17 protein-coding genes are annotated in these 17,835 nt (G+C 67.1%); 8 read left to right on the top strand and 9 right to left on the bottom strand.

Going from position 1 to position 17,835, the window contains the following annotated elements:
* Positions 1-18: 18 nt before the first annotated feature.
* On the bottom strand, positions 19-900 hold the full coding sequence (locus tag LL964_RS19610) for an EamA family transporter (protein ID WP_104588920.1): 882 nt from the start codon (positions 898-900) through the stop codon (positions 19-21).
* 65 nt (positions 901-965) lie between these two features.
* Between LL964_RS19610 and LL964_RS19605 the strand changes: the two genes are divergently transcribed.
* From LL964_RS19605 to LL964_RS19590, 4 genes are all read left to right on the top strand, one after another.
* Positions 966-1,628, top strand: a complete 663-nt coding sequence (locus tag LL964_RS19605) for an alpha/beta hydrolase (RefSeq protein ID WP_104588919.1) — start codon at positions 966-968, stop codon at positions 1,626-1,628.
* Between the two features lie 79 nt (positions 1,629-1,707).
* Positions 1,708-2,802, top strand: a complete 1,095-nt coding sequence (gene zapE, locus LL964_RS19600; protein WP_104588918.1) for a cell division protein ZapE — start codon at positions 1,708-1,710, stop codon at positions 2,800-2,802.
* A gap of 371 nt (positions 2,803-3,173) precedes the next feature.
* A complete protein-coding gene (locus LL964_RS19595) occupies positions 3,174-3,629 on the top strand; it encodes a MarR family winged helix-turn-helix transcriptional regulator (protein WP_104588917.1) in 456 nt (151 codons plus the stop codon).
* A gap of 103 nt (positions 3,630-3,732) precedes the next feature.
* The gene (locus LL964_RS19590; protein WP_104588916.1) at positions 3,733-4,161 is read left to right on the top strand and encodes an organic hydroperoxide resistance protein; all 429 of its coding nucleotides are present in this window, start codon (positions 3,733-3,735) and stop codon (positions 4,159-4,161) included.
* A gap of 335 nt (positions 4,162-4,496) precedes the next feature.
* Here the strand turns inward: LL964_RS19590 and LL964_RS19585 are convergent, their stop codons facing one another.
* Complete coding sequence (locus tag LL964_RS19585; protein ID WP_425478219.1) at positions 4,497-5,351, bottom strand: DUF2884 family protein; 855 nt, start codon at positions 5,349-5,351, stop codon at positions 4,497-4,499.
* A gap of 158 nt (positions 5,352-5,509) precedes the next feature.
* Here LL964_RS19585 and LL964_RS19580 point away from each other — a divergent pair, with 158 nt between their 5' ends.
* Positions 5,510-5,926 (top strand): hypothetical protein, encoded by a 417-nt coding sequence (locus tag LL964_RS19580; RefSeq protein WP_167395460.1) that lies wholly within the window; start codon positions 5,510-5,512, stop codon positions 5,924-5,926.
* 261 nt (positions 5,927-6,187) lie between these two features.
* Here LL964_RS19580 and LL964_RS19575 read toward each other — a convergent pair whose 3' ends face one another.
* From LL964_RS19575 to LL964_RS19560, 4 genes are all read right to left on the bottom strand, one after another.
* Positions 6,188-6,484: a hypothetical protein gene (locus LL964_RS19575; protein ID WP_104588912.1), complete on the bottom strand. Its 297-nt coding sequence runs from the start codon at positions 6,482-6,484 to the stop codon at positions 6,188-6,190.
* Between the two features lie 251 nt (positions 6,485-6,735).
* A complete protein-coding gene (gene dkgB, locus LL964_RS19570) occupies positions 6,736-7,539 on the bottom strand; it encodes a 2,5-didehydrogluconate reductase DkgB (protein WP_104588911.1) in 804 nt (267 codons plus the stop codon).
* A 43-nt stretch (positions 7,540-7,582) separates the two neighbouring features.
* Positions 7,583-8,611, bottom strand: a complete 1,029-nt coding sequence (locus LL964_RS19565; protein ID WP_104588910.1) for an NADP-dependent oxidoreductase — start codon at positions 8,609-8,611, stop codon at positions 7,583-7,585.
* 90 nt (positions 8,612-8,701) lie between these two features.
* Positions 8,702-9,667 (bottom strand): aldo/keto reductase, encoded by a 966-nt coding sequence (locus LL964_RS19560; RefSeq protein WP_104588909.1) that lies wholly within the window; start codon positions 9,665-9,667, stop codon positions 8,702-8,704.
* Positions 9,668-9,897: 230 nt separating this feature from the next.
* Here LL964_RS19560 and LL964_RS19555 point away from each other — a divergent pair, with 230 nt between their 5' ends.
* On the top strand, positions 9,898-10,752 hold the full coding sequence (locus LL964_RS19555) for a class I SAM-dependent methyltransferase (RefSeq protein WP_104588908.1): 855 nt from the start codon (positions 9,898-9,900) through the stop codon (positions 10,750-10,752).
* Here the strand turns inward: LL964_RS19555 and LL964_RS19550 are convergent.
* On the bottom strand, positions 10,742-10,921 hold the full coding sequence (locus tag LL964_RS19550; protein WP_146092455.1) for a hypothetical protein: 180 nt from the start codon (positions 10,919-10,921) through the stop codon (positions 10,742-10,744). The two genes, LL964_RS19555 and LL964_RS19550, sit on opposite strands and share 11 nt — an antisense overlap.
* Here LL964_RS19550 and LL964_RS19545 point away from each other — a divergent pair.
* Positions 10,920-11,492: a pseudouridine synthase gene (locus tag LL964_RS19545; protein ID WP_104588938.1), complete on the top strand. Its 573-nt coding sequence runs from the start codon at positions 10,920-10,922 to the stop codon at positions 11,490-11,492. The genes LL964_RS19550 and LL964_RS19545 overlap by 2 nt on opposite strands.
* Positions 11,493-11,932: 440 nt before the next feature.
* On the opposite strand, the gene LL964_RS19540 is transcribed toward LL964_RS19545, so the two are convergent.
* Together LL964_RS19540 and hrpB are read right to left on the bottom strand one after the other, a co-directional pair.
* Positions 11,933-12,364, bottom strand: a complete 432-nt coding sequence (locus tag LL964_RS19540; RefSeq protein ID WP_104588907.1) for a hypothetical protein — start codon at positions 12,362-12,364, stop codon at positions 11,933-11,935.
* Positions 12,365-12,554: 190 nt separating this feature from the next.
* Entirely contained in the window at positions 12,555-15,056 is a 2,502-nt protein-coding gene (gene hrpB / locus LL964_RS19535; RefSeq protein ID WP_104588906.1) for an ATP-dependent helicase HrpB, read from the bottom strand.
* Between the two features lie 180 nt (positions 15,057-15,236).
* Between hrpB and LL964_RS19530 the strand changes: the two genes are divergently transcribed.
* On the top strand, positions 15,237-17,354 hold the full coding sequence (locus LL964_RS19530) for a methyl-accepting chemotaxis protein (RefSeq protein ID WP_167395459.1): 2,118 nt from the start codon (positions 15,237-15,239) through the stop codon (positions 17,352-17,354).
* The last annotated feature ends 481 nt before the right edge of the window (positions 17,355-17,835 follow it).

The following is a 17,835-nucleotide window of genomic DNA, read 5'->3' as shown; positions in this document are numbered from 1 at the left end:
GTGCTTCCTGCCGCTGCCTCAGCGCGAGCCCCATGCGATCAGCGCGATGGCCAGTACCGCCAGTACCAGGCCGATGCGCGTCCAGCGCGTGGTGCGCTCGCCGAAGGCCAGGATGCCGACCATGGCGCCCAGCGCCACGACTCCGATGTTCATCGTCGCAAAGACCGTGGCCGGGCTATCCGGCAGGCTCTGGTGCGCACGCACGTAAAACAGGATGTTGCCGAAGTTGAGGACGCCCAGCAGCAGGCCGGCAGCGATGCTGGGCGCATGCAGGCGGTGGCCGCGGCGCATCCGCAGGATCTGCACACACAGCATCAGCGCGAAGGCGATGGCAAAGCACAGCGTCAACGCCGTCAGCGACGGCGTGCCGGACAAGGCGATGGTCTTGAGCAATACATCGATCACCGCAAAGCCTGCCCAGACGGCCAGCAGCCACGGCCATGCGCGTGCCGGCGCACCGGCGTCGCCGGCAGGCTGGAGTGCACCGGATGCGCGGGGGCGCTGCACGATACAGACGATTGCCAGCAGCCCGACCGCCAGGCCGGCGAACTTCCACGGCCCAGCGCGTTCGCCGAACACGGTAAAGGCCGCCGCCAGCGAGAGCAGCAGCGACAGGCGTTGCGCCACGTCGGTACGCACGATGCCGGCCAGGTGCACCGAGCGCGCCAGGACCAGGAAAATGCTCGGCAGGGCGATCGCCAGGCCCAGCAAGGCCACCCATGGCGTGCTCGCGGCATGCAGGCTGGCGAACGAAGGCGTGAGCAAGGCGAGGGCCAGCACGCTGGCGGCAGCGTAGTTCCAGGTGATGGCCTGGAAGAGATCGATGCGCAGGCGTGGCGCCAGTTTCAACAGCACCGACACCAGGACACTGCAGACAACGGCAAACAGCAACAAATGCATGGCAAGGCAACGAAGTGTGCAGGCAGAGCGATGAACGCGGCCGGCGGGGCGGCTATTATGAGGGCATGTCCAATCCCCCATTCCCCACCGAATCGGCTGCATTGACGCTGGACGGGCCTGCTGGCCCGCTCGATGTCGCTGTCGATCTGCCCGAAAGCGATGTGGCCGCGCAGCCGGTCACCGCCATCGTCTGCCACCCGCTCTCCACCGAGGGCGGCAGCATGCACAACAAGGTCGTCACCATGGCCGCCCGCGCATTGCGCGAGCTCGGCATCACGGTGGTGCGCTTCAACTTCCGCAGCGTCGGCACATCCGCCGGCACCTTCGATCATGGCGACGGCGAGCAGGACGATCTGCGTGCGGTGGCCGAGTGGGTGCGCGCGCAGCGGCCTGGCGACACCCTGTGGCTGGCCGGCTTCAGCTTCGGTGCGTATGTGTCGCTGCGCGCGGCCGGCGCGCTGGCGCCGCAGGCCTTGATCTCGATCGCGCCGCCGGCCGGGCGCTGGGATTTCAGCGACCTGCAGCCGCCGGCGCAGTGGTTGGTGATCCAGGGCGATGCCGACGAGATCGTCGATCCGCAGGCGGTGTACGACTGGCTGGAGACGCTGGAACAACAGCCCGAGCTGGTGCGCATGCCCGACACCAGCCACTTCTTCCACCGCAAGTTGATCGACCTGCGCGGTGCGATCCAGCATGGTGTCCGGCGCTGGTTGCCGGCCGCCGTCTGACCGCGGCACGGCCCACGCGCATCGCATGCCGATGCGCCGTTGAGCGGGCAGGGCAGCAGCCGGCCCGTGGAGTATTGCAATGACCGAGATGACCCCGTCGCAGCGCTACGCCGCCGGCGTACAACGTGGCGACTGGCGTGCCGACCCTGCCCAGCAGGCGGCCCTGAAGGAGCTGGACCGTATCCACGAGGCGCTGCTGGACAGCGCCCAGGACGGCTGGCTGGACCGGCTCTCCGCGTTCTGGAAAAAACCCGAACCGGTACGCGGCCTGTATTTCTGGGGCGGTGTGGGGCGCGGCAAGACCTTCCTGGTGGATCTGTTCTACGACGGTCTGCCGATCAAGCAGAAGTACCGCACCCACTTCCATCGGTTCATGCGTGGCGTGCACGAGCAACTGCGAGAGCATGCCGGGCAGAGCGACCCGCTGGCCCGGATCGCCCAGCAATGGCGCGAAAACCTGCGCGTGCTGGTGCTGGACGAATTCTTCGTCACCGACATCGGCGATGCGATGTTGCTGGCGCGCCTGCTCGAGCGCCTGTTCGCCGAGGGCGTGACCCTGGTGACGACCTCCAATACCGCGCCGGAGAATCTCTACGCCAACGGACTGCAGCGCGACAGTTTCCTGCCGGCGATCGGCTTGCTGCAGAAATTCTGCGTGGAGCTCTACGCCGAAGGCACCGAGGACTACCGCATGCGCGCGCTGACGCGCTCGCCGGTGTACCGCGTGCCGCTGGATGCGCAGGCCGATGCCTGGTTGTCGCAGCGCTGGAGCGATCTGAGCGGAAATGCCGAAGCACGTGCGGGCAATATCGAGATCGAGGCGCGCAAGATTCCGGTGCGCGCCCGCGGCAAGAGCATCGCCTGGTTCGATTTCGCCGCATTGTGCGAAGGTCCGCGCGGGCCGTCCGACTACATCGAGATCGCACGCGAATTCACCACGGTGCTGCTGGGCGGCATCCCGCACTTCGACCGCATGAACGAGGATGCGGCGCGCCGCTTCGTCAACCTGATCGACGAGCTGTACGACCGCCACGTCAATCTGGTCTGCACCGCGCAGGACGCACCGCCGTCGCTGTACAGCGGGCAGCGCCTGGCAGGCGCGTTCGAGCGCACCGCCTCGCGCCTGATCGAAATGCAGAGTGCGGAATATCTGGCCACCGCGCATCGGGCGTAGACGCCTGGCGACCTGGCGCCGCCGCGTTCGGCGCGGCGCTGCTCCCTGTCTGGCGGCCTTGTCGATGGGCCTAGGCCACGCAGCGTCCGGTCATCGGAAGTGTTGCGCAACTGGGGCGGGAATCTAGGCTGCCACGGTTGCGTCTGCCCGGCGATGCGGCCCCGAAAGAGTCGGTCGGGAGCACCGCTCATAGGAAGGGGGCGCCCATCGATGGCGGCGCCGCTTGCCGACCAGGGCGCCGCTGTGGCCGCCGGCACTCTTTACAACCAAACACTGCGGGCCGTGGAGCATGCGTTTCGAGATGACATTATGGTCAGGTCCGAGTCAAGAAATCGCTTGCAATTAAATAGTGCACTATGTAGATTGAAGTCATGGACGCCGCTACTGCCACCCGCACCGACGCGCTGCTGCAGCTCGACAACCAGCTGTGCTTCGCGCTGTATTCGGCCAACCTGGCGATGCACAAGCTCTATCGCGGCTTGCTAAAGTCGCTGGATCTGACCTATCCCCAGTATCTGGTGATGCTGGTGCTCTGGGAGACCGACGAGCGCAGCGTGTCGGAGATCGGCGAGCGGCTGTATCTGGATTCGGCCACGCTGACGCCGCTGCTCAAGCGGCTGCAGGCGGCTGGCCTGGTGACGCGCACCCGCGCGGTGAGCGACGAGCGGCAGGTGATCGTCGCGCTGACCGAGACCGGCCGCGCATTGCGCAGCAAGGCAGGTGCCGTGCCGGAACAGGTGTTCTGCGCATCGGCCTGTTCGCTGGACGAACTGCACCGCCTCAAGCATGAACTGGAAAAGCTGCGCTCCAGCCTCGGCGCCGGCTGAGTTCAGCAACGCGCGCCCTGTCTTTCGCAGCATGTCGTACATCAAGCAATCGCCAACGATTCAACCCGCATGCGCTGACCGCGCCCAACCCTGGAGAACCATCATGGCCTCACCCGAAAAGATCCTCTACACCGGCCACGCCACCGCCACCGGTGGTCGCGAAGGCCGCGCCGTGTCCTCGGACAAGGCGCTGGATGCCAAGCTGTCCACCCCGCGCGAGCTGGGCGGCGCAGGTGGCGATGGCACCAACCCCGAGCAGTTGTTCGCTGCCGGCTATGCGGCGTGCTTCATCGGTGCGATGAAGGCCGTGGCGGCGCAGGACAAGCTCAAGCTGCCGGGCGAAGTCAGCATCGACAGCAGCGTCGGCATCGGCCAGATCCCGGGCGGCTTCGGCATCGCGGTCGAACTGCGCATCGCGGTTCCGGGCATGGACAAGGCCGAGCTGCAGGCGCTGGTCGACAAGGCGCACCAGGTCTGCCCGTACTCCAACGCGACCCGCGGCAACATCGACGTCACCCTGACCCTGGCCTGATTCGGGCCTGCGCCGTGCGCCACGCGCATGGCGCTGTCAGCCAACGGCCCGGCGCCTGCGTCGGGCCGTTGGCGTCGGTAGCAACAACGTCCTCGGCCGCGCATGCGCGGCATACCTTCTACCCGCTGCTGTCGCCCGGGCTGCTCAACGACGTCGAGCTGTGGCAGGCGCAGCGCATTGCGCTGGCCCCGATATCGCCGAGTATGTGGTCGGCGATCTGACCGGTTCCGAGGCGGCGCCGGGGGCGTTACGGTGGAACGTTCGCATAGATCTGCAGCCTGGCTCTGCGCGCGGCGCAGCTGCACAAGGCCATTCTTCACCCGCTGGCGCCACCCTTAGCGCGCAGTTACGGCCACGATAGCGTTCGCGGCTGGCACGTCCTGGTCGTGTCCAGGCGCGGTGAGTTCCAGCATCTGCAGGCGTTGCCCGTGGAAGCGGTAGTCCAGCGATTGCTGGATGGCGTACAGCGCTTGCGCCTGCACGCACACCGCCTGTGCCCGTGTCTGCAGTGCCTGGCTGCGCTGCTGCATCTGCTGTTCCCACTGTGCATCCAGTTGCGCGCCACGTTGGTCGAGCTGGGCCGCACGGCCGGTCACCACCGTCCACATCACGCTGCGGGCCAGGCTGCCGGCCAGGTCCTCGGCGGCGCGCTCGACGCTGGCTTCGAAACGCGCATCGAACAGGTCCTGCTCCCAGCGCCCACGCCCCAGGCTACCGTCCACCTGTGCCAGCGCGTCGGTGCGCAGCCGTTCCACCTTGCGCTGCTGGCGTGCGCTGCCGGACAGCACCTGCACCACCCCGCCCAACGCGTCGAAGCTGATATCCACCAGCGAATGCGCAATCGAGGTCACCGCCGACATCAGCGCGCGTGTGCCTTGCTCGAGCTCGCGCAACCGCTGTGCATCGGCGGCGCTGACCGGCTGCCCCTGACGGTCCACATCGAGCTCGCCGCCATGGAAGAAGATCTCGCGCGGTACGCCTTGCTTGCGGCGCAGCCAGATGCCGCCGCCATCGGCCAGAACGTCGTAGGACGTGCTGACCGCGCATTGGTGCGAGGACAGGTCCGGCTTGGCCGTTTCCGCGTGCGCGGCGCAGCCAATCACGAGCAGGAGCGGCGCAACGGCGGTCAGGCGCATGGGAACACCACTGGATGGGGACTGCAGCATCACGCAGCCCCGGGCAAGCTGCATGGGCGGAAAGTCAGGGTGCCGGTCGCGGCTGTGCGGGGGCGACCAAACCGTGAAATGGGTCGAGCATCCAGATGCCCACGTCATTTGAACGCCTGGCTCACTTGATTCTCACGGCGGATGGTGTGAATTATGTTGCAAAGCAGCATCGGAGCTCAGCAATGCGCGACTCGCGAATCGAAAAGGTCGATCTGGCGCTGACCGAGATCGCCCAGGATCCATCCGAAAAGGTGGCGCTATGGCAATGGGCCTGCCGCGAGATGCTGCACGAGACATTGATCGGCATGCACCAGCTGTCGCATCTGGCCGGCATCGCCCGGCATGTCGCCAGCGACTGGCGGGCGCCGGTGGACGTGATCGCGCCGGCCAAGCCGTACCTGGCGGCGTCGGCGCTGGCGGACCGCCGTCTGCCGCATGTCCTCGATGGCCTGGGCAGCACCGATGACGCGCACGACCGCGCCGACCTGTGGCGCTTGCGCTATGCCAGCCTGATCGCATCGACGCTGCAGGGCATGCAGGCGCTGGCGGAGAAACACCGTATCGATCGGCAGGCGCTGGCGACCGGGCCGTTGAACTGAGCCAGGGGGCTGCCTCTTCTCCGCCAGATGCGGTGCAGCTGAGGGCGGGCGAGCCGAGCTCGGCCGAATGCTGGGGCTCTGCGGAGCGGGTGCGGGCAGCAAGACCTGCCCGGGATCCGTGCTGATTGCGCGATCGCATTCGTCCAATACTTCGCCCGGCGCCGTCGATGGACGCGCCACGGCGTCAGCTGGCTCGCTCCCGGCGATGTGGACGCTGCGCGGATTGCCGCTGGCGCCTGCTCCGCCCAGCCACGAGCGGCCTCAATGCACCGCGCCGGCATCTTCCATATGTCGCCAGGCGTGGCGCACGATCCAGCGCGCCTGGTCCCATGGCACCGGCAGGATCGGCTGCGCACGGTAATACGCCTCCTGCAGGACGCGATACAGCTGTGCTTCGCTGGCGCGCGGATAGGCCAGGTAGACGTCATAACCCAGCATCAACAGACGGGCGTAGTCGGAAAACGCGTAGCCACCCAGGTGGCCGTCGGCATGGACCGTGTGCCAATACGCGATTTCTGCATCGACATCGCGGCGGGTCGGAACGGTTGTGCTGTGCATGGCTAGGACTCCCGTGAGCGAGGCCATCCCCTGTGCCGGCACGGTAGCAGGGCAGGGTTGCCGCTCACCAGCGCGCGACGACGAGCGGTCGTCACTATCGTTTGCGCGCAGGCAGGCACGACCGGACGCGCCGGCTGCACACGCCGGCTGGCGGGATGCCGTTGCTTGCATCCAGCCATGCCGGGTGTCACGCCGGCAGTGGGAACATGCAACCACCTGAAGTCAGCGATGCACTGCCCAGCCGCGGCGCGTCAGTCCCAGTCCGGCGCAATCGCCTGCGGGTTCGCCAGGCGCTGTCCACGCTCGAGCGCCGCGATCTCGGCCATGTCCTGGTCGTTCAAGCGCAACTCCTGCGCTTTGAGGTTGCTCTGCAGATTCGCACGCCTGGTCGATGAAGGAATCACCGAATATCCCTGCTGCAGTGCCCAGGCCAGCGCCACCTGTGCGGGCGTGGCGTGGTGGCGTGCGGCAATGGCCAGGATCGCAGGATCCTTCAGCACCTCGCCGACGGCCAGGGTCATGTAGGAGGTGACGTGGATACCCTGCTCACGCAGGAAAGCGATCAAAGCGCGATTCTGCAGGTAAGGATGCACCTCGATCTGGTTGGTGGCGATCGCCTCGGCGCCCAGGATCTCGATGGCCTGCTTCATCAATGCAATGGTGAAGTTGGACACGCCGATCGCGCGCGTGAGGCCTTGACGTTTCGCTTCGGCCAATGCTTCCAGATACTCGCGCATCGGCACCTGATCCTTCGGCGAGGGCCAGTGGATCAGGGTGAGATCGACATGGTCGGTACCGAGCTTGCGCAGGCTTTCCTGCAGGCTGGCGATCAGTGCAGCGCGATCGAACCTGTCGACCCAGATCTTGGTGGTGATGTACAGCGCATCGCGTGGAACGGTAGAGGCGGCAATGGCCTGACCGACCTGCGCCTCGTTATCGTAGATCTGTGCGGTATCGATCGCGCGATAGCCCAGCTCAAGCGCGTTGCGCACCGAGTCGATGACGATCTGATCCTTGAGGCGGAAGGTGCCGAGGCCGAATGCGGGGACGGTCATGGCGCTCCTTTGGGAGTGGGGGAATGGGGAATCATGTGCGCAGTCAGTCCAGTGCGACGACGGCTTTTCCGAAATTCTTGCCGCGCAACACATCGATCAGACCCTGCGGTGCGCTGTCGAGCCCATGCAGCACGTGCTCGCGATACTGGATCTTGTCCTCGCGCAGCCACTGGCCCATCTCGCGCAGGAAGGCCGGCATCAGGCGAATGAAATCGTGCTGGATGAAGCCACGCACGGTCAGCCGTTTGCGCAGGACCAGGCCCATGAACTCGGGCAGCCGATCCGGACCCGGCAGCACCTGCCCGCGGCTGTTGTAGGTGGCGATCACGCCGCAGACCGGAATGCGGGCGAAGTCGTTGAGTTGCGGCAGTACCGCATCGAAGACCTTGCCGCCGACATTCTCGAAGTAGATATCGATGCCATCGGGCGTGGCCGCGCGCAGCCGCTCGGCGAAGTCCTCGGCCCGGTGGTCCAGCGCCACGTCCACCTTCACTGCCTCGCGCAGGTAACCCACCTTTTCCTCGCCGCCGGCAATGCCGACCACGCGCAAGCCCTGCAACCGCGCCAGCTGCGCCACGGTGGCGCCGACCGGGCCGCTGGCCGCTGCCACCACCAGGGTCTCACCAGCCTGCGGCTTGCCGATCTCGTGCAGGCCGGCATAGGCGGTGAAGCCGGGCATGCCATAGACGCCGAGTGCAGTGCTCGGCGCCAGCTTGTCGTCCTTGGGCAGCTTGCGTAGCGGGGTGGACGGGGTGAGCAGCACGTGGGTCTGCCAGCCACCGGCCAGCACCACCAGATCGCCGGCCTGGTAATCGGCGTGATGCGATTCGATGACTTCGCCCACGGTACCGCCTTCCATCACTGCATCGATGGCAACCGGCGCGGCGTAGGACGGGCCATCGTCCATGCGTCCGCGCATGTAGGGATCCAGTGACAGGAACCGGTTGCGCACCAGGATCTGGTCGTGCCCGGTGGGCGGCAGGGCGACCTCTTCGATACGGAAATTGTCGGCGCTGGGTTCGCCCTGCGGGCGTGAGGCCAGCACGATGCGGCGATTGGTGATCGATGTCATAGGGGGTTCTCGCATGGGGAGCCGCGCATGCGCGGCGGAGACGCAGCCGACGGCGCGGCTGCGCGGGAATGGTGTGGGCCGGTCGGGGCCTCAGCCTGCCAAGGTTGCCGCGCTTGCCTCGTCCAGTTGCGCGACCTGCTCTGCGCTCAACGACAGATGCGCGGCGGCCAGCACGTCGTGCAGCTGCTCCACGCTGGTGGCGCTGACGATCGGAGCGGTGATACTGGGACGTGCGATCAGCCAGGCCAGTGCAACCTGCGCAGGCGTCGCCTTGTGACTGGCGGCTACATCGTCCAGTGCCTGCAGGATGCGCAGGCCGCGCGGGTTGACGTACTGCTTGACCACCGACGCGCCGCGCGCGCTGCTCTTGCCGGCGTCGTCGGCGCTGCGGTACTTGCCGGTGAGAAAGCCGCTGGCCAGCGAGTAATAACTGATCACCCCAAGCGCGTGCTCGCGCACCAGCGGCTCCAGCTCGGCTTCGTATCCGGTGCGGTCGTAGAGGTTGTATTCGGGCTGCAGGCTTTCGTAGCGCGGAAGCGTGTACTGCTCGGAGATATCCAGCGCATCGCGCAGGCGCGCGGCGCTGTAGTTGGACGCACCGATCGCGCGCACCTTGCCTTGTTCGATCAGGCGGCCGAATGCGGCCAGCGTGGCTTCCAGCGGAATCGACTCGTCGTCTTCGTGCGCCTGGTACAGATCGATCACATCGGTCTGCAGGCGCCGCAGCGAGTCGTCGACCGCTGCGGCGATGTTGTCCGGCGACAACCCGGGGTGCTCGCTCCACTTGGCGACCTTGGTCGCAATCAGGATCTTGTCGCGCTTGCCGCTGCGCGCCAGCCAGCGACCGATGATGGTTTCCGATTCGCCGCCGTGGTTTCCCGGTACCCATCCCGAATAGGCGTCGGCGGTATCGACCAGGTTGAAGCCGGCATCGACGAAGGCATCGAGCAACGCGAAGGACGTCGCTTCATCGGCGCTCCATCCGAACACGTTGCCGCCGAAGACGATGGGTTTGATCTGCAGGCCGGAGCGGCCCAATGCACGGGAATGGGTCATGGTGGATGCTCCTGGTTCGAACTGCCCACAGGATAGTCATGCAGGTTGTCGCTGCGTGTGACATGGATGTGGATTCAGCGTTCCGCCGATCGCGACCGCCGGCTCACAGGATCTGAACATGTCGCCCGCCACACGCGTGCGGATGCTGCGTCTGCGGTGCGCTGCGGGCACATGGCAGACGGCGAACCGCATGCTAGGCTCGCGCTACTTTTTTCGAGGAGGGCGCTGCGATGATCCGCAACAGGCTGGCCTGTGCAGGTGTGATGAGCGTGATGGTGGCAATGACCGCACCGCTGGCGATGGCGATGAAACCGGCCGATAGCGCAAGCCTGCCGGCGCCCGATGCAGCGCTGCAGGCAGCTGTCGACGGCAGCTGGCGCGACCGCGTCTATGTGCAGCGTGACCCGTACCGGCATCCTGGCCAGACGCTGGCGTTCTTCGGTATCAAGCCCACCCAGACCGTCATCGAAATCACCCCGGGCGGCGGCTGGTATGCAGAGATCCTGGCGCCCTACCTGCGCGAGAAGGGCAAGTACGTGGCGGCCGTGGTCGACCCCGCGTCGGTGCCCGAGGGCCGCGCGCGCGACTATGCGCAGCGTGCGCGCGACGAGCTGGAAAAAAAGCTCAAGGCCAAGCCCGAGGTATACGGCAAGCCCTCGTTCGTTTCGTATGTGCCCAAGGCACCCTCGTTCGGCGTGGATAACTCGGCCGATCTGGTACTGACCTTCCGCAACGTGCACAACTGGCGCATGGCCGGCAATGCCGAGGCGATGTTTGCCGGCTTCTACAAGGTCCTCAAGCCGGGCGGCGTGCTCGGCGTGGTCGAGCATCGCGCCAAGGCCGACGTGCCGGCCGACGACAAGAGCGGCTACGTGGGCCAGGCACAGGTGATCGCGATGGCCGAGGCAGCCGGCTTCAAGCTGGCCGGCAAGAGCGAGGTCAATGCCAATCCGCGCGACACCAAGGACTACCCGGGTGGCGTGTGGACATTGCCACCGAGCAATAGCCACGATGCCGCCGACGATGCCAAGTACAAGGCGATCGGCGAGAGCGACCGCATGACGCTGAAGTTCGTCAAGCAATGACGCTGTGCCCGCATGCCGCTGCGGCGGCATGCGGGAGTTCCGGCGCGCGACACGCGTCGATAACGCTGCTGGCCTGGCGCTTTCGCGCCATGTCGGCGTTGTCTGCGTCGAATGCGTGGTAAGGGATCCACTCCATCGCCGCATGCGGTGTTCGCAACAGGATGTCCATGTTGGTGCTGTTGAACAAACCCTATGGCGTGTTGTCGCAGTTCAGCGATCGCTCGCAGCCGCCCAGGCGGACGCTGGCCGAGTTCGGCCTGCCTGCGGATGTTTACGCGGCCGGCCGCCTGGATCACGACAGCGAAGGGCTGTTGCTATTGACCGACGATGGCGCACTGGCGCATCGGCTGACCGACCCGCGCCACAAGCAGCCCAAGACGTATTGGGTGCAGGTGGAAGGCGATCCGCAGGAAGCGCAACTGCAGGTATTGCGCCAGGGTGTCTTGCTCAACGACGGCCCGACCCGCCCCGCAGTGATCCGCCGGCTCGATCCCGTGCCGACCCTGTGGCCACGCGATCCGCCGGTCCGCGCGCGCAAGACCGTGCCCGATGCCTGGCTGGAAGTGCAGATCAGCGAGGGCCGCAACCGCCAGGTGCGGCGCATGACCGCCGCAGTCGGCCTGCCCACGTTGCGACTGGTGCGCGTGGCCATCGGTGGGTGGAGCCTGGACACCCTGGCCCCCGGTCAATGGCGTCAGGAGGGCAGCCCCTTGCCACGGCCGCCCCGCGCACGCCGCTGAGCGGCGGCGCGCCAACGCTGCACGTGCGCGAGGCTGCGCCGCTGTCGCTTGCGACAGGGGCGAACTGGCGCGATCTGCGGGTGTGCCCTGATCGCTCCGTCGATCGGCGGATGGAGGCCTGCCGTGGGTCTCGATACTGCAACGGCCGACGCGCACCGCTTGCGCCACTGGGAGCAGGCGATGCGCGGTTTCGTTCGAAGCTAGGTGACAGCGCCAGCGGAGGCCGACGCCGGACATCGGGAGGCGACGGGACCGGCGCGAGAGAGCGCGTGCAGGGCCACGATTGGGCTGGGGGCCACCTGGCGAGACCCCAAAAGAATGCGGCTAGAGCATGAATCGCCAAAGCTGTTCGGCATTGCATCGGGCCGTAGGCAGGACCCGCCTTTGCGAATCCCGAATGCCTACTCCCGAATCCGGACAAATAGAACGACCTGCAGGGCTTACTCGATGCCGTCGCTCGGCGTCACTGCATTGCGGCGTTGATAGGCCGCGCGGCGGGCGTTGGCGTTGCCGGCGTGTTCGCGGTCCAGACGATGGACGTTGCCGCCGAGCACCTGTTGATCGCGCTGACGCTTGCGGTACACCGCATAACCGATCAAGCCCAGGCCGGCGACCGCAGCGGCCACCGTCACGGCGGGGTTACGCTTGACCAGTCTGGTGGCGACTTTGCCGCCGGTGCGCACGGCGCCCAAGGCAGCGCCCGTCTTGAGCCACTCACTGGCGCCGGGGCCGAAGCTGCGCAGGCTATGACCTGCGTGGCGAGCCTGATCGCCTGCATTGGAGGCGGCATGCCGCAGATGGTCGCCGGCATTGCCTGCCAGTTCCAGGGCACGCTCCAGGGCGCGTTCGGTGATGACAGTCAGCTTGCTCATTGGGGGCGTTTCCTTTCTGAGTACGTGGTGCGCAGTCTGTGGGCTATTGCGTATAGACGGTGTTAGCGGTGCTCGGGCTTGTTTGGGTTGCGGTTAAGTAATGATGCGGGGCGAGGCTGTCTGCTCCACCGCCTCCCATTCGCACCCTCGTCCCAACCCCTTATCTCTCCCGACGAGAGAGGGGCTCACATCAGGTGCCGCGTGGTTTTGCGCGATGGGTGGCGGACGCAGTCCACGGATCGTCCGGCCAGGGATGCCGCGGATACCGCCCCTTCATTTCCTTCCTGACGTCCGGATAGGTCGTCGCCCAGAAACTCTTCAGATCCTGCGTGACCTGCAACGGGCGGCCGCCCGGTGAGAGCAGGTGCAGCGTGAGAGGGATGCGGCCGTCGGCGATACGCGGGGTTTCGGCCAGACCGAACAATTCCTGCAGCTTGACCGCCAGCACCGGTGGCAGCGGCTGCCCGGCGTGGTCCAGCGCGTAGCTGATCTGGCGTTCCATGCCCGAGGGCACGCTCACACGCGTGGGCGCAAGGCGATCGATGGCCTGCCGATGTTCCCACGCCAACGCAGCCTTGAGGGCTTCGCCCAGGCCGGCTTCGTCCAGCGCGTCCAGCCGCGTCTTGCCGGCGAAGGCCGGGCGCAGCCAGTCGTCCAGTGTCGCCAGCAGCGCGGTGTCGGACAGATCGGGCAACGCCAGCTCGGGCATCCACGTGCGCAGCGACAGCAGGCGCGCACGCCACTGCTGCAGGGTATCGGTCCAGGGCAAGGCCTCCAGGCCGAGCTGGCGCACCGCATCGGTGAGCGCGCCGGCTGCCTGTGCCGGATCGACACGGCCGGCGGGTCGGCTGTCGAGCACGATGCGGTCGAAGCTGGATTGCCGGCGTGCGACCAGGGCGCGCTTGTCCGCGTCCCACAGCACCACGTCCTGCTGCACGAAGCGGTCGGGCAGGCTGCGGCGTAGGTACGCCTCGTCCACGGGGGCGGCCCGCAGCAGCAGCGCATCCTTGGCTTCGTAGCGCAGCTCGCTGGCCACCAGCCAGGGCTCGCCGCGCAGGTCGCTGTGATCGAACAGGCGCGCGCTGCGGCCGTTGGCGAGCAGATAGCGCAGCGGGTCGGCGGGGTGGCGGGCGGCGATGCGGTCCGGAAAGGCATGCGACAGCAGGTCGCCCAGGGCATGCGCCTCCACGCTGGAGGGTGGTGCCGTGTCGCAGCGCAGCCGGCGGCGCCATTGCTTGGTGGCGCTGTCGATCGCAGCCAGGCCGCTGCGATGGGCGTCTGGCCCGCTGCGACCCTGGCGAAACGCGGCCAGCGCCCGCCAGCGCGCGGCCAGGCCATCGCCCCCCTGGCGCAACGGGTCGCGTGCTTCCAGCAGCGCAGCCAGGTCGCAGGCCAAGGCCAACCGCGGCGCGGCGCCGGCCTGGGCCAGCATCGCCGCCAGGCGCGGGTGCGTGCCCAGCGCCAGCATGCGGCGGCCGAGTGCGGTGATGCCGCCACCTTCGGCGAGGGCGCCCAGCCGTTGCAGCAATTCGCGCGCAGCGGCCAGCGCACCGACCGGCGGTGCATCGACGAAGCGCAGCGCATCGCTGCCCCAGGCAGCCAGCTCCAGCGCCAGGCCGGCCAACTCGACCTGGGTGATCTCGGCGCGCCGTTGTGGTTCCAGCCGCTGCGACTGCGGCCACAGCCGGTACGCCCAGCCGCTGGCCACGCGTCCGGCGCGGCCGGCGCGCTGATCGGCCGAGGCCTGTGCGATGGTCACCACATCCAGCCGGGAGAATCCGCTATTGGGATCGTAGTGCGGTTCGCGCGCCTGGCCGCTGTCGATCACCACGCGCACGCCCGGCAGCGTGACCGAGGACTCGGCCACGTTGGTGGCGAGCACCACGCGGCGATGGCCATGCGGGTCGGGCTGCAGCACCTGGCCTTGCGCCTCCACCGACAACTCGCCGTGCAGCGGCAGCACCTGGACGACCGGGTCGAGAACATCCTCCAGGGCCGCTTGCACCCGTACGATCTCGCGCTGGCCGGGCAGGAACACCAGCACATCGCCGGGATGGGTGGCCAGCGCATGTTCCACCGCACGCCGCGCCTGCGGCTCCAGCGTCTCGTCGCGGCGCGCCGGGAAGTGCGCGATCTCCACCGGGAAGCTGCGCCCGGCGCTGCTGAGCCGCGGCGCATCCAGGAAGCCGGCCAGGTGCTCGCCATCCAGCGTGGCCGACATCGCCACGATACGCAGGTCCTCGCGCACCTGCGCCTGCACGTCCAGCGCCAGCGCCAGGCCCAGATCGCCGGCCAGGTGGCGTTCGTGGAACTCGTCGAACAGCAGCGCGCCGACCCCTTCCAGCATGGGATCGTCCTGGATCATCCGGGTCAGGATGCCTTCGGTGACGACCTCGACGCGGGTGCGCGCGGAGGTCTTGTTCTCGAAGCGAATGCGGTAACCCACCGTCTCGCCGACCGTCTCGCCGAGCTGGCGCGCCATGAACAGCGCAGCGCTGCGCGCGGCGACACGACGTGGTTCCAGCATCACGATCCTGCGTCCGGCCAGCCATGGCGCATCCAGCAGCGCCAATGGCACCTGCGTGGTCTTGCCGGCGCCCGGTGGGGCCTCGAGTACCAGGCGCGGGTGAGCGATCAGGCTGTCGCGCAGCTGCGGCAGCAGCGCTGAGATGGGAAAAGCGGGGTCGTTCATGCGCGGGAGGATACGGCCTGCGTGCCATCGGCACGATGGTCGGGCGCTGCGATGACGGGTGTGGAAGGCAAGGAAGAGCCAGCTTGTGCGGGCCAACGGCGCGGCCTGCGATGCCGGGGGGCGCTTCAGACTGTCGCCAAATCGTCGATAACCCGCATATCCCATACGACTGGATTCCCGATGTCCGCCTCCATGCCGAAGTTCGTCAGCCTGCAAAGCAAACTGCTGGGCGCACTTGCGCTGGGCCTGTGCGTCATCCTGTTGTGCGCGCTCGGCGGTCTGGGCACGGCCTGGCTGAGTCTGTCGGGCAAGGTGCCGGCGGAGGTCGCACAGGCCTCCGCCAGCGAAGAAATCACCCGCAACTTCCGCCTGCAGGTGCAGGAATGGAAGAACGTGCTGATCCGCGGGCGCGATCCGGCGCAACTGGACAAGCACTTGAGCGCCTTCCGCGAGCAGGGCAGGAAGGTGCAGGCCAGTACCGAAGCGCTGGCCAGTCAGGCCAAGGATCCGCAGGTGCGCTCGCTGGCGCAGGATTTCGCCACCGCCCACCTGGGCCTGCAGGCCAACTACGAAGCGGCATTGGGCAAATTCGCCGCGGCCGGGTACGACACCCAGGTGGGCGACCAACTGGTCAAGGGCCAGGATCGCGCGCCCAGCAACACGCTCGAAGCGCTGGTCAAGCGCAGCAAGGTGCTGGCCGATGCGGCAGTGCTGGCCAGCTCGCAGTCGGCGCAGCACAAACTGGTGTACTCGGCAGTCGCCACCATCGTTGCGGCGGTGTGCCTGGTGGCGGCGCTGGGCTGGTGGATCCGGCGTTCGATCGTGCGTCCGATCGAGAATGTCGCGCATGCCGCACGTCTGGTGGCAGCGGGCGACCTGTCGGCGCGTGCGACGGTCAGCAATCGCGATGAAATCGGCCTGCTGGGCCAGGCCATGGGTCAGGTCGTCACCACGCTCACCGACGTTTCCACCGCGCAGGCCGACATGGCGCAGCGCCACGAGGCCGGGCAGATGAGCTATCGCATGGATGCGCAGGTGTTTCCGGGCGCTTACGGGCGCATGGTCGACGACACCAATGGTTTGATCGGTGCGCAAGTGGACCTGATCGGCACCATGCTGCAGGTGATGCAGCACTACGCGGTGGGCGACATGTCGGTGGACATGCCACGCCTGCCGGGCGAGAAAGCGCAGATTACCGAGGCGATGGACACCACCAAGCGCAATCTGGCCGCAATCAACGGCGAAATCCGCGGCCTGGTCGATGCCGCGGCCGCCGGCGACTTTGCCACCCGCGGCAACGCCGATGCCTATCAATTCGAGTTTCGCGGCATGGTGAGCGGTCTCAATGGGTTGATGCAGAACGTGGACCACAACCTGGCCGAGTTGTCGCAATTGCTCAAGGCCATCGCCGACGGCGATCTGACTGCGCGCATGCATGGCGATCAGCAGGGCGTGTTTGCGCGGATGCGCGACGACGCCAATGCCACCGTGCAGCGCCTGACCGACATCGTTGGCGACATCACGCTGGCGGCGCAGACCATCCGCACCGCGTCGGCGGAAATCGCCGCCGGCAACAACGACCTCGCCCAGCGCACCGAACAGCAGGCCGCGAATCTGGAGGAAACCGCTGCCTCGATGGAGGAGTTGACCTCCACCGTGCGACAGAATTCCGAGACCGCGCAGCAGGCCAGCCGTGGCGCTCAGGCGGCGGCCGAAATCGCCGGCCGCGGCGGCGAGATGGTCGCCAGCGTGGTCGACACCATGGGCGAGATCGAAGGCTCGTCCCGGAAGATCGCAGAGATCATCAGCGTCATCGACGGTATCGCGTTCCAGACCAACATCCTGGCCTTGAACGCGGCGGTGGAAGCGGCGCGTGCCGGCGAACAGGGGCGTGGCTTTGCCGTGGTGGCCTCGGAAGTGCGCGCGCTGGCACAACGCTCGGCTGGTGCCGCCAGGGAGGTCAAGCAGTTGATCCAAGCCTCGGTGGAGAGCGTCGAGCGCGGCAGTGCACGCGTGGATCAGGCCGGGCGCACGATGCAGGACATCGTGCAATCGGTACAGCAGGTCACCACCCTGATCGCGGAGATCTCCGCCGCCTCGCGCGAACAGTCGGCCGGGATCGAACAGGTGGCGCGCACCGTCAACGACATGGACGAAACCACCCAGCGCAATGCCGCGCTGGTGGAAGAGGCCTCCGCTGCCGCGCGCGCAATGGAAGAGCAGGCGGTGGAACTGAGCGAAGCGGTGGCAGTGTTCCGGCTGGATGTGCGCCGGCCGCGGTTGGCGGCTGCGGCGTGATTGCGTGAGATGTCGTAGCGGCCCGGGTGCAGATGCTTGAATCGAACGCCTGGTGAGTCGAGGGCGCGGTGCCCTTGCCGCTTGCGGGACACGCCGTGAATCCATCCGTGGAGGCTCCTAGGCGGCAGCCATGCCGCCTAGGGTCACGCAACCGGCGCGAACACCGCACCAGGATGGCGGTCGGTGGCCGGGTCAAAACCTGAGTTTGCCTTGGGACGCCGAGAAGTTTGAGATCGCCTTGTTCAAGGCTTGCCTGTTGCTTGGCTTCGATTGAGAAGCCAACTGGAAGCTCATCATCCGAACAACGCGCCTTGAACCGCCCCGGGAACCCCGGAGGCTCCATTACTTGAGAAGATGGAGCCATGAGCAGAGCAAGCAAGTTTTCCCCAGAGGTCCGGGAGCGATCGGTGAAGATGGTGCTGGAGCACCAGGGCGGGTACGCGTCGCAGTGGTCGGCGATCGTGTCGGTGTCGGCCAAGGT

It is taken from the genome of Xanthomonas melonis, from assembly GCF_020783655.1.
Lineage (GTDB): Bacteria > Pseudomonadota > Gammaproteobacteria > Xanthomonadales > Xanthomonadaceae > Xanthomonas > Xanthomonas melonis.
The sequence above is the reverse complement of the archived record's forward strand: the minus strand, read 5'-3'. Positions and strand labels throughout refer to the sequence as shown.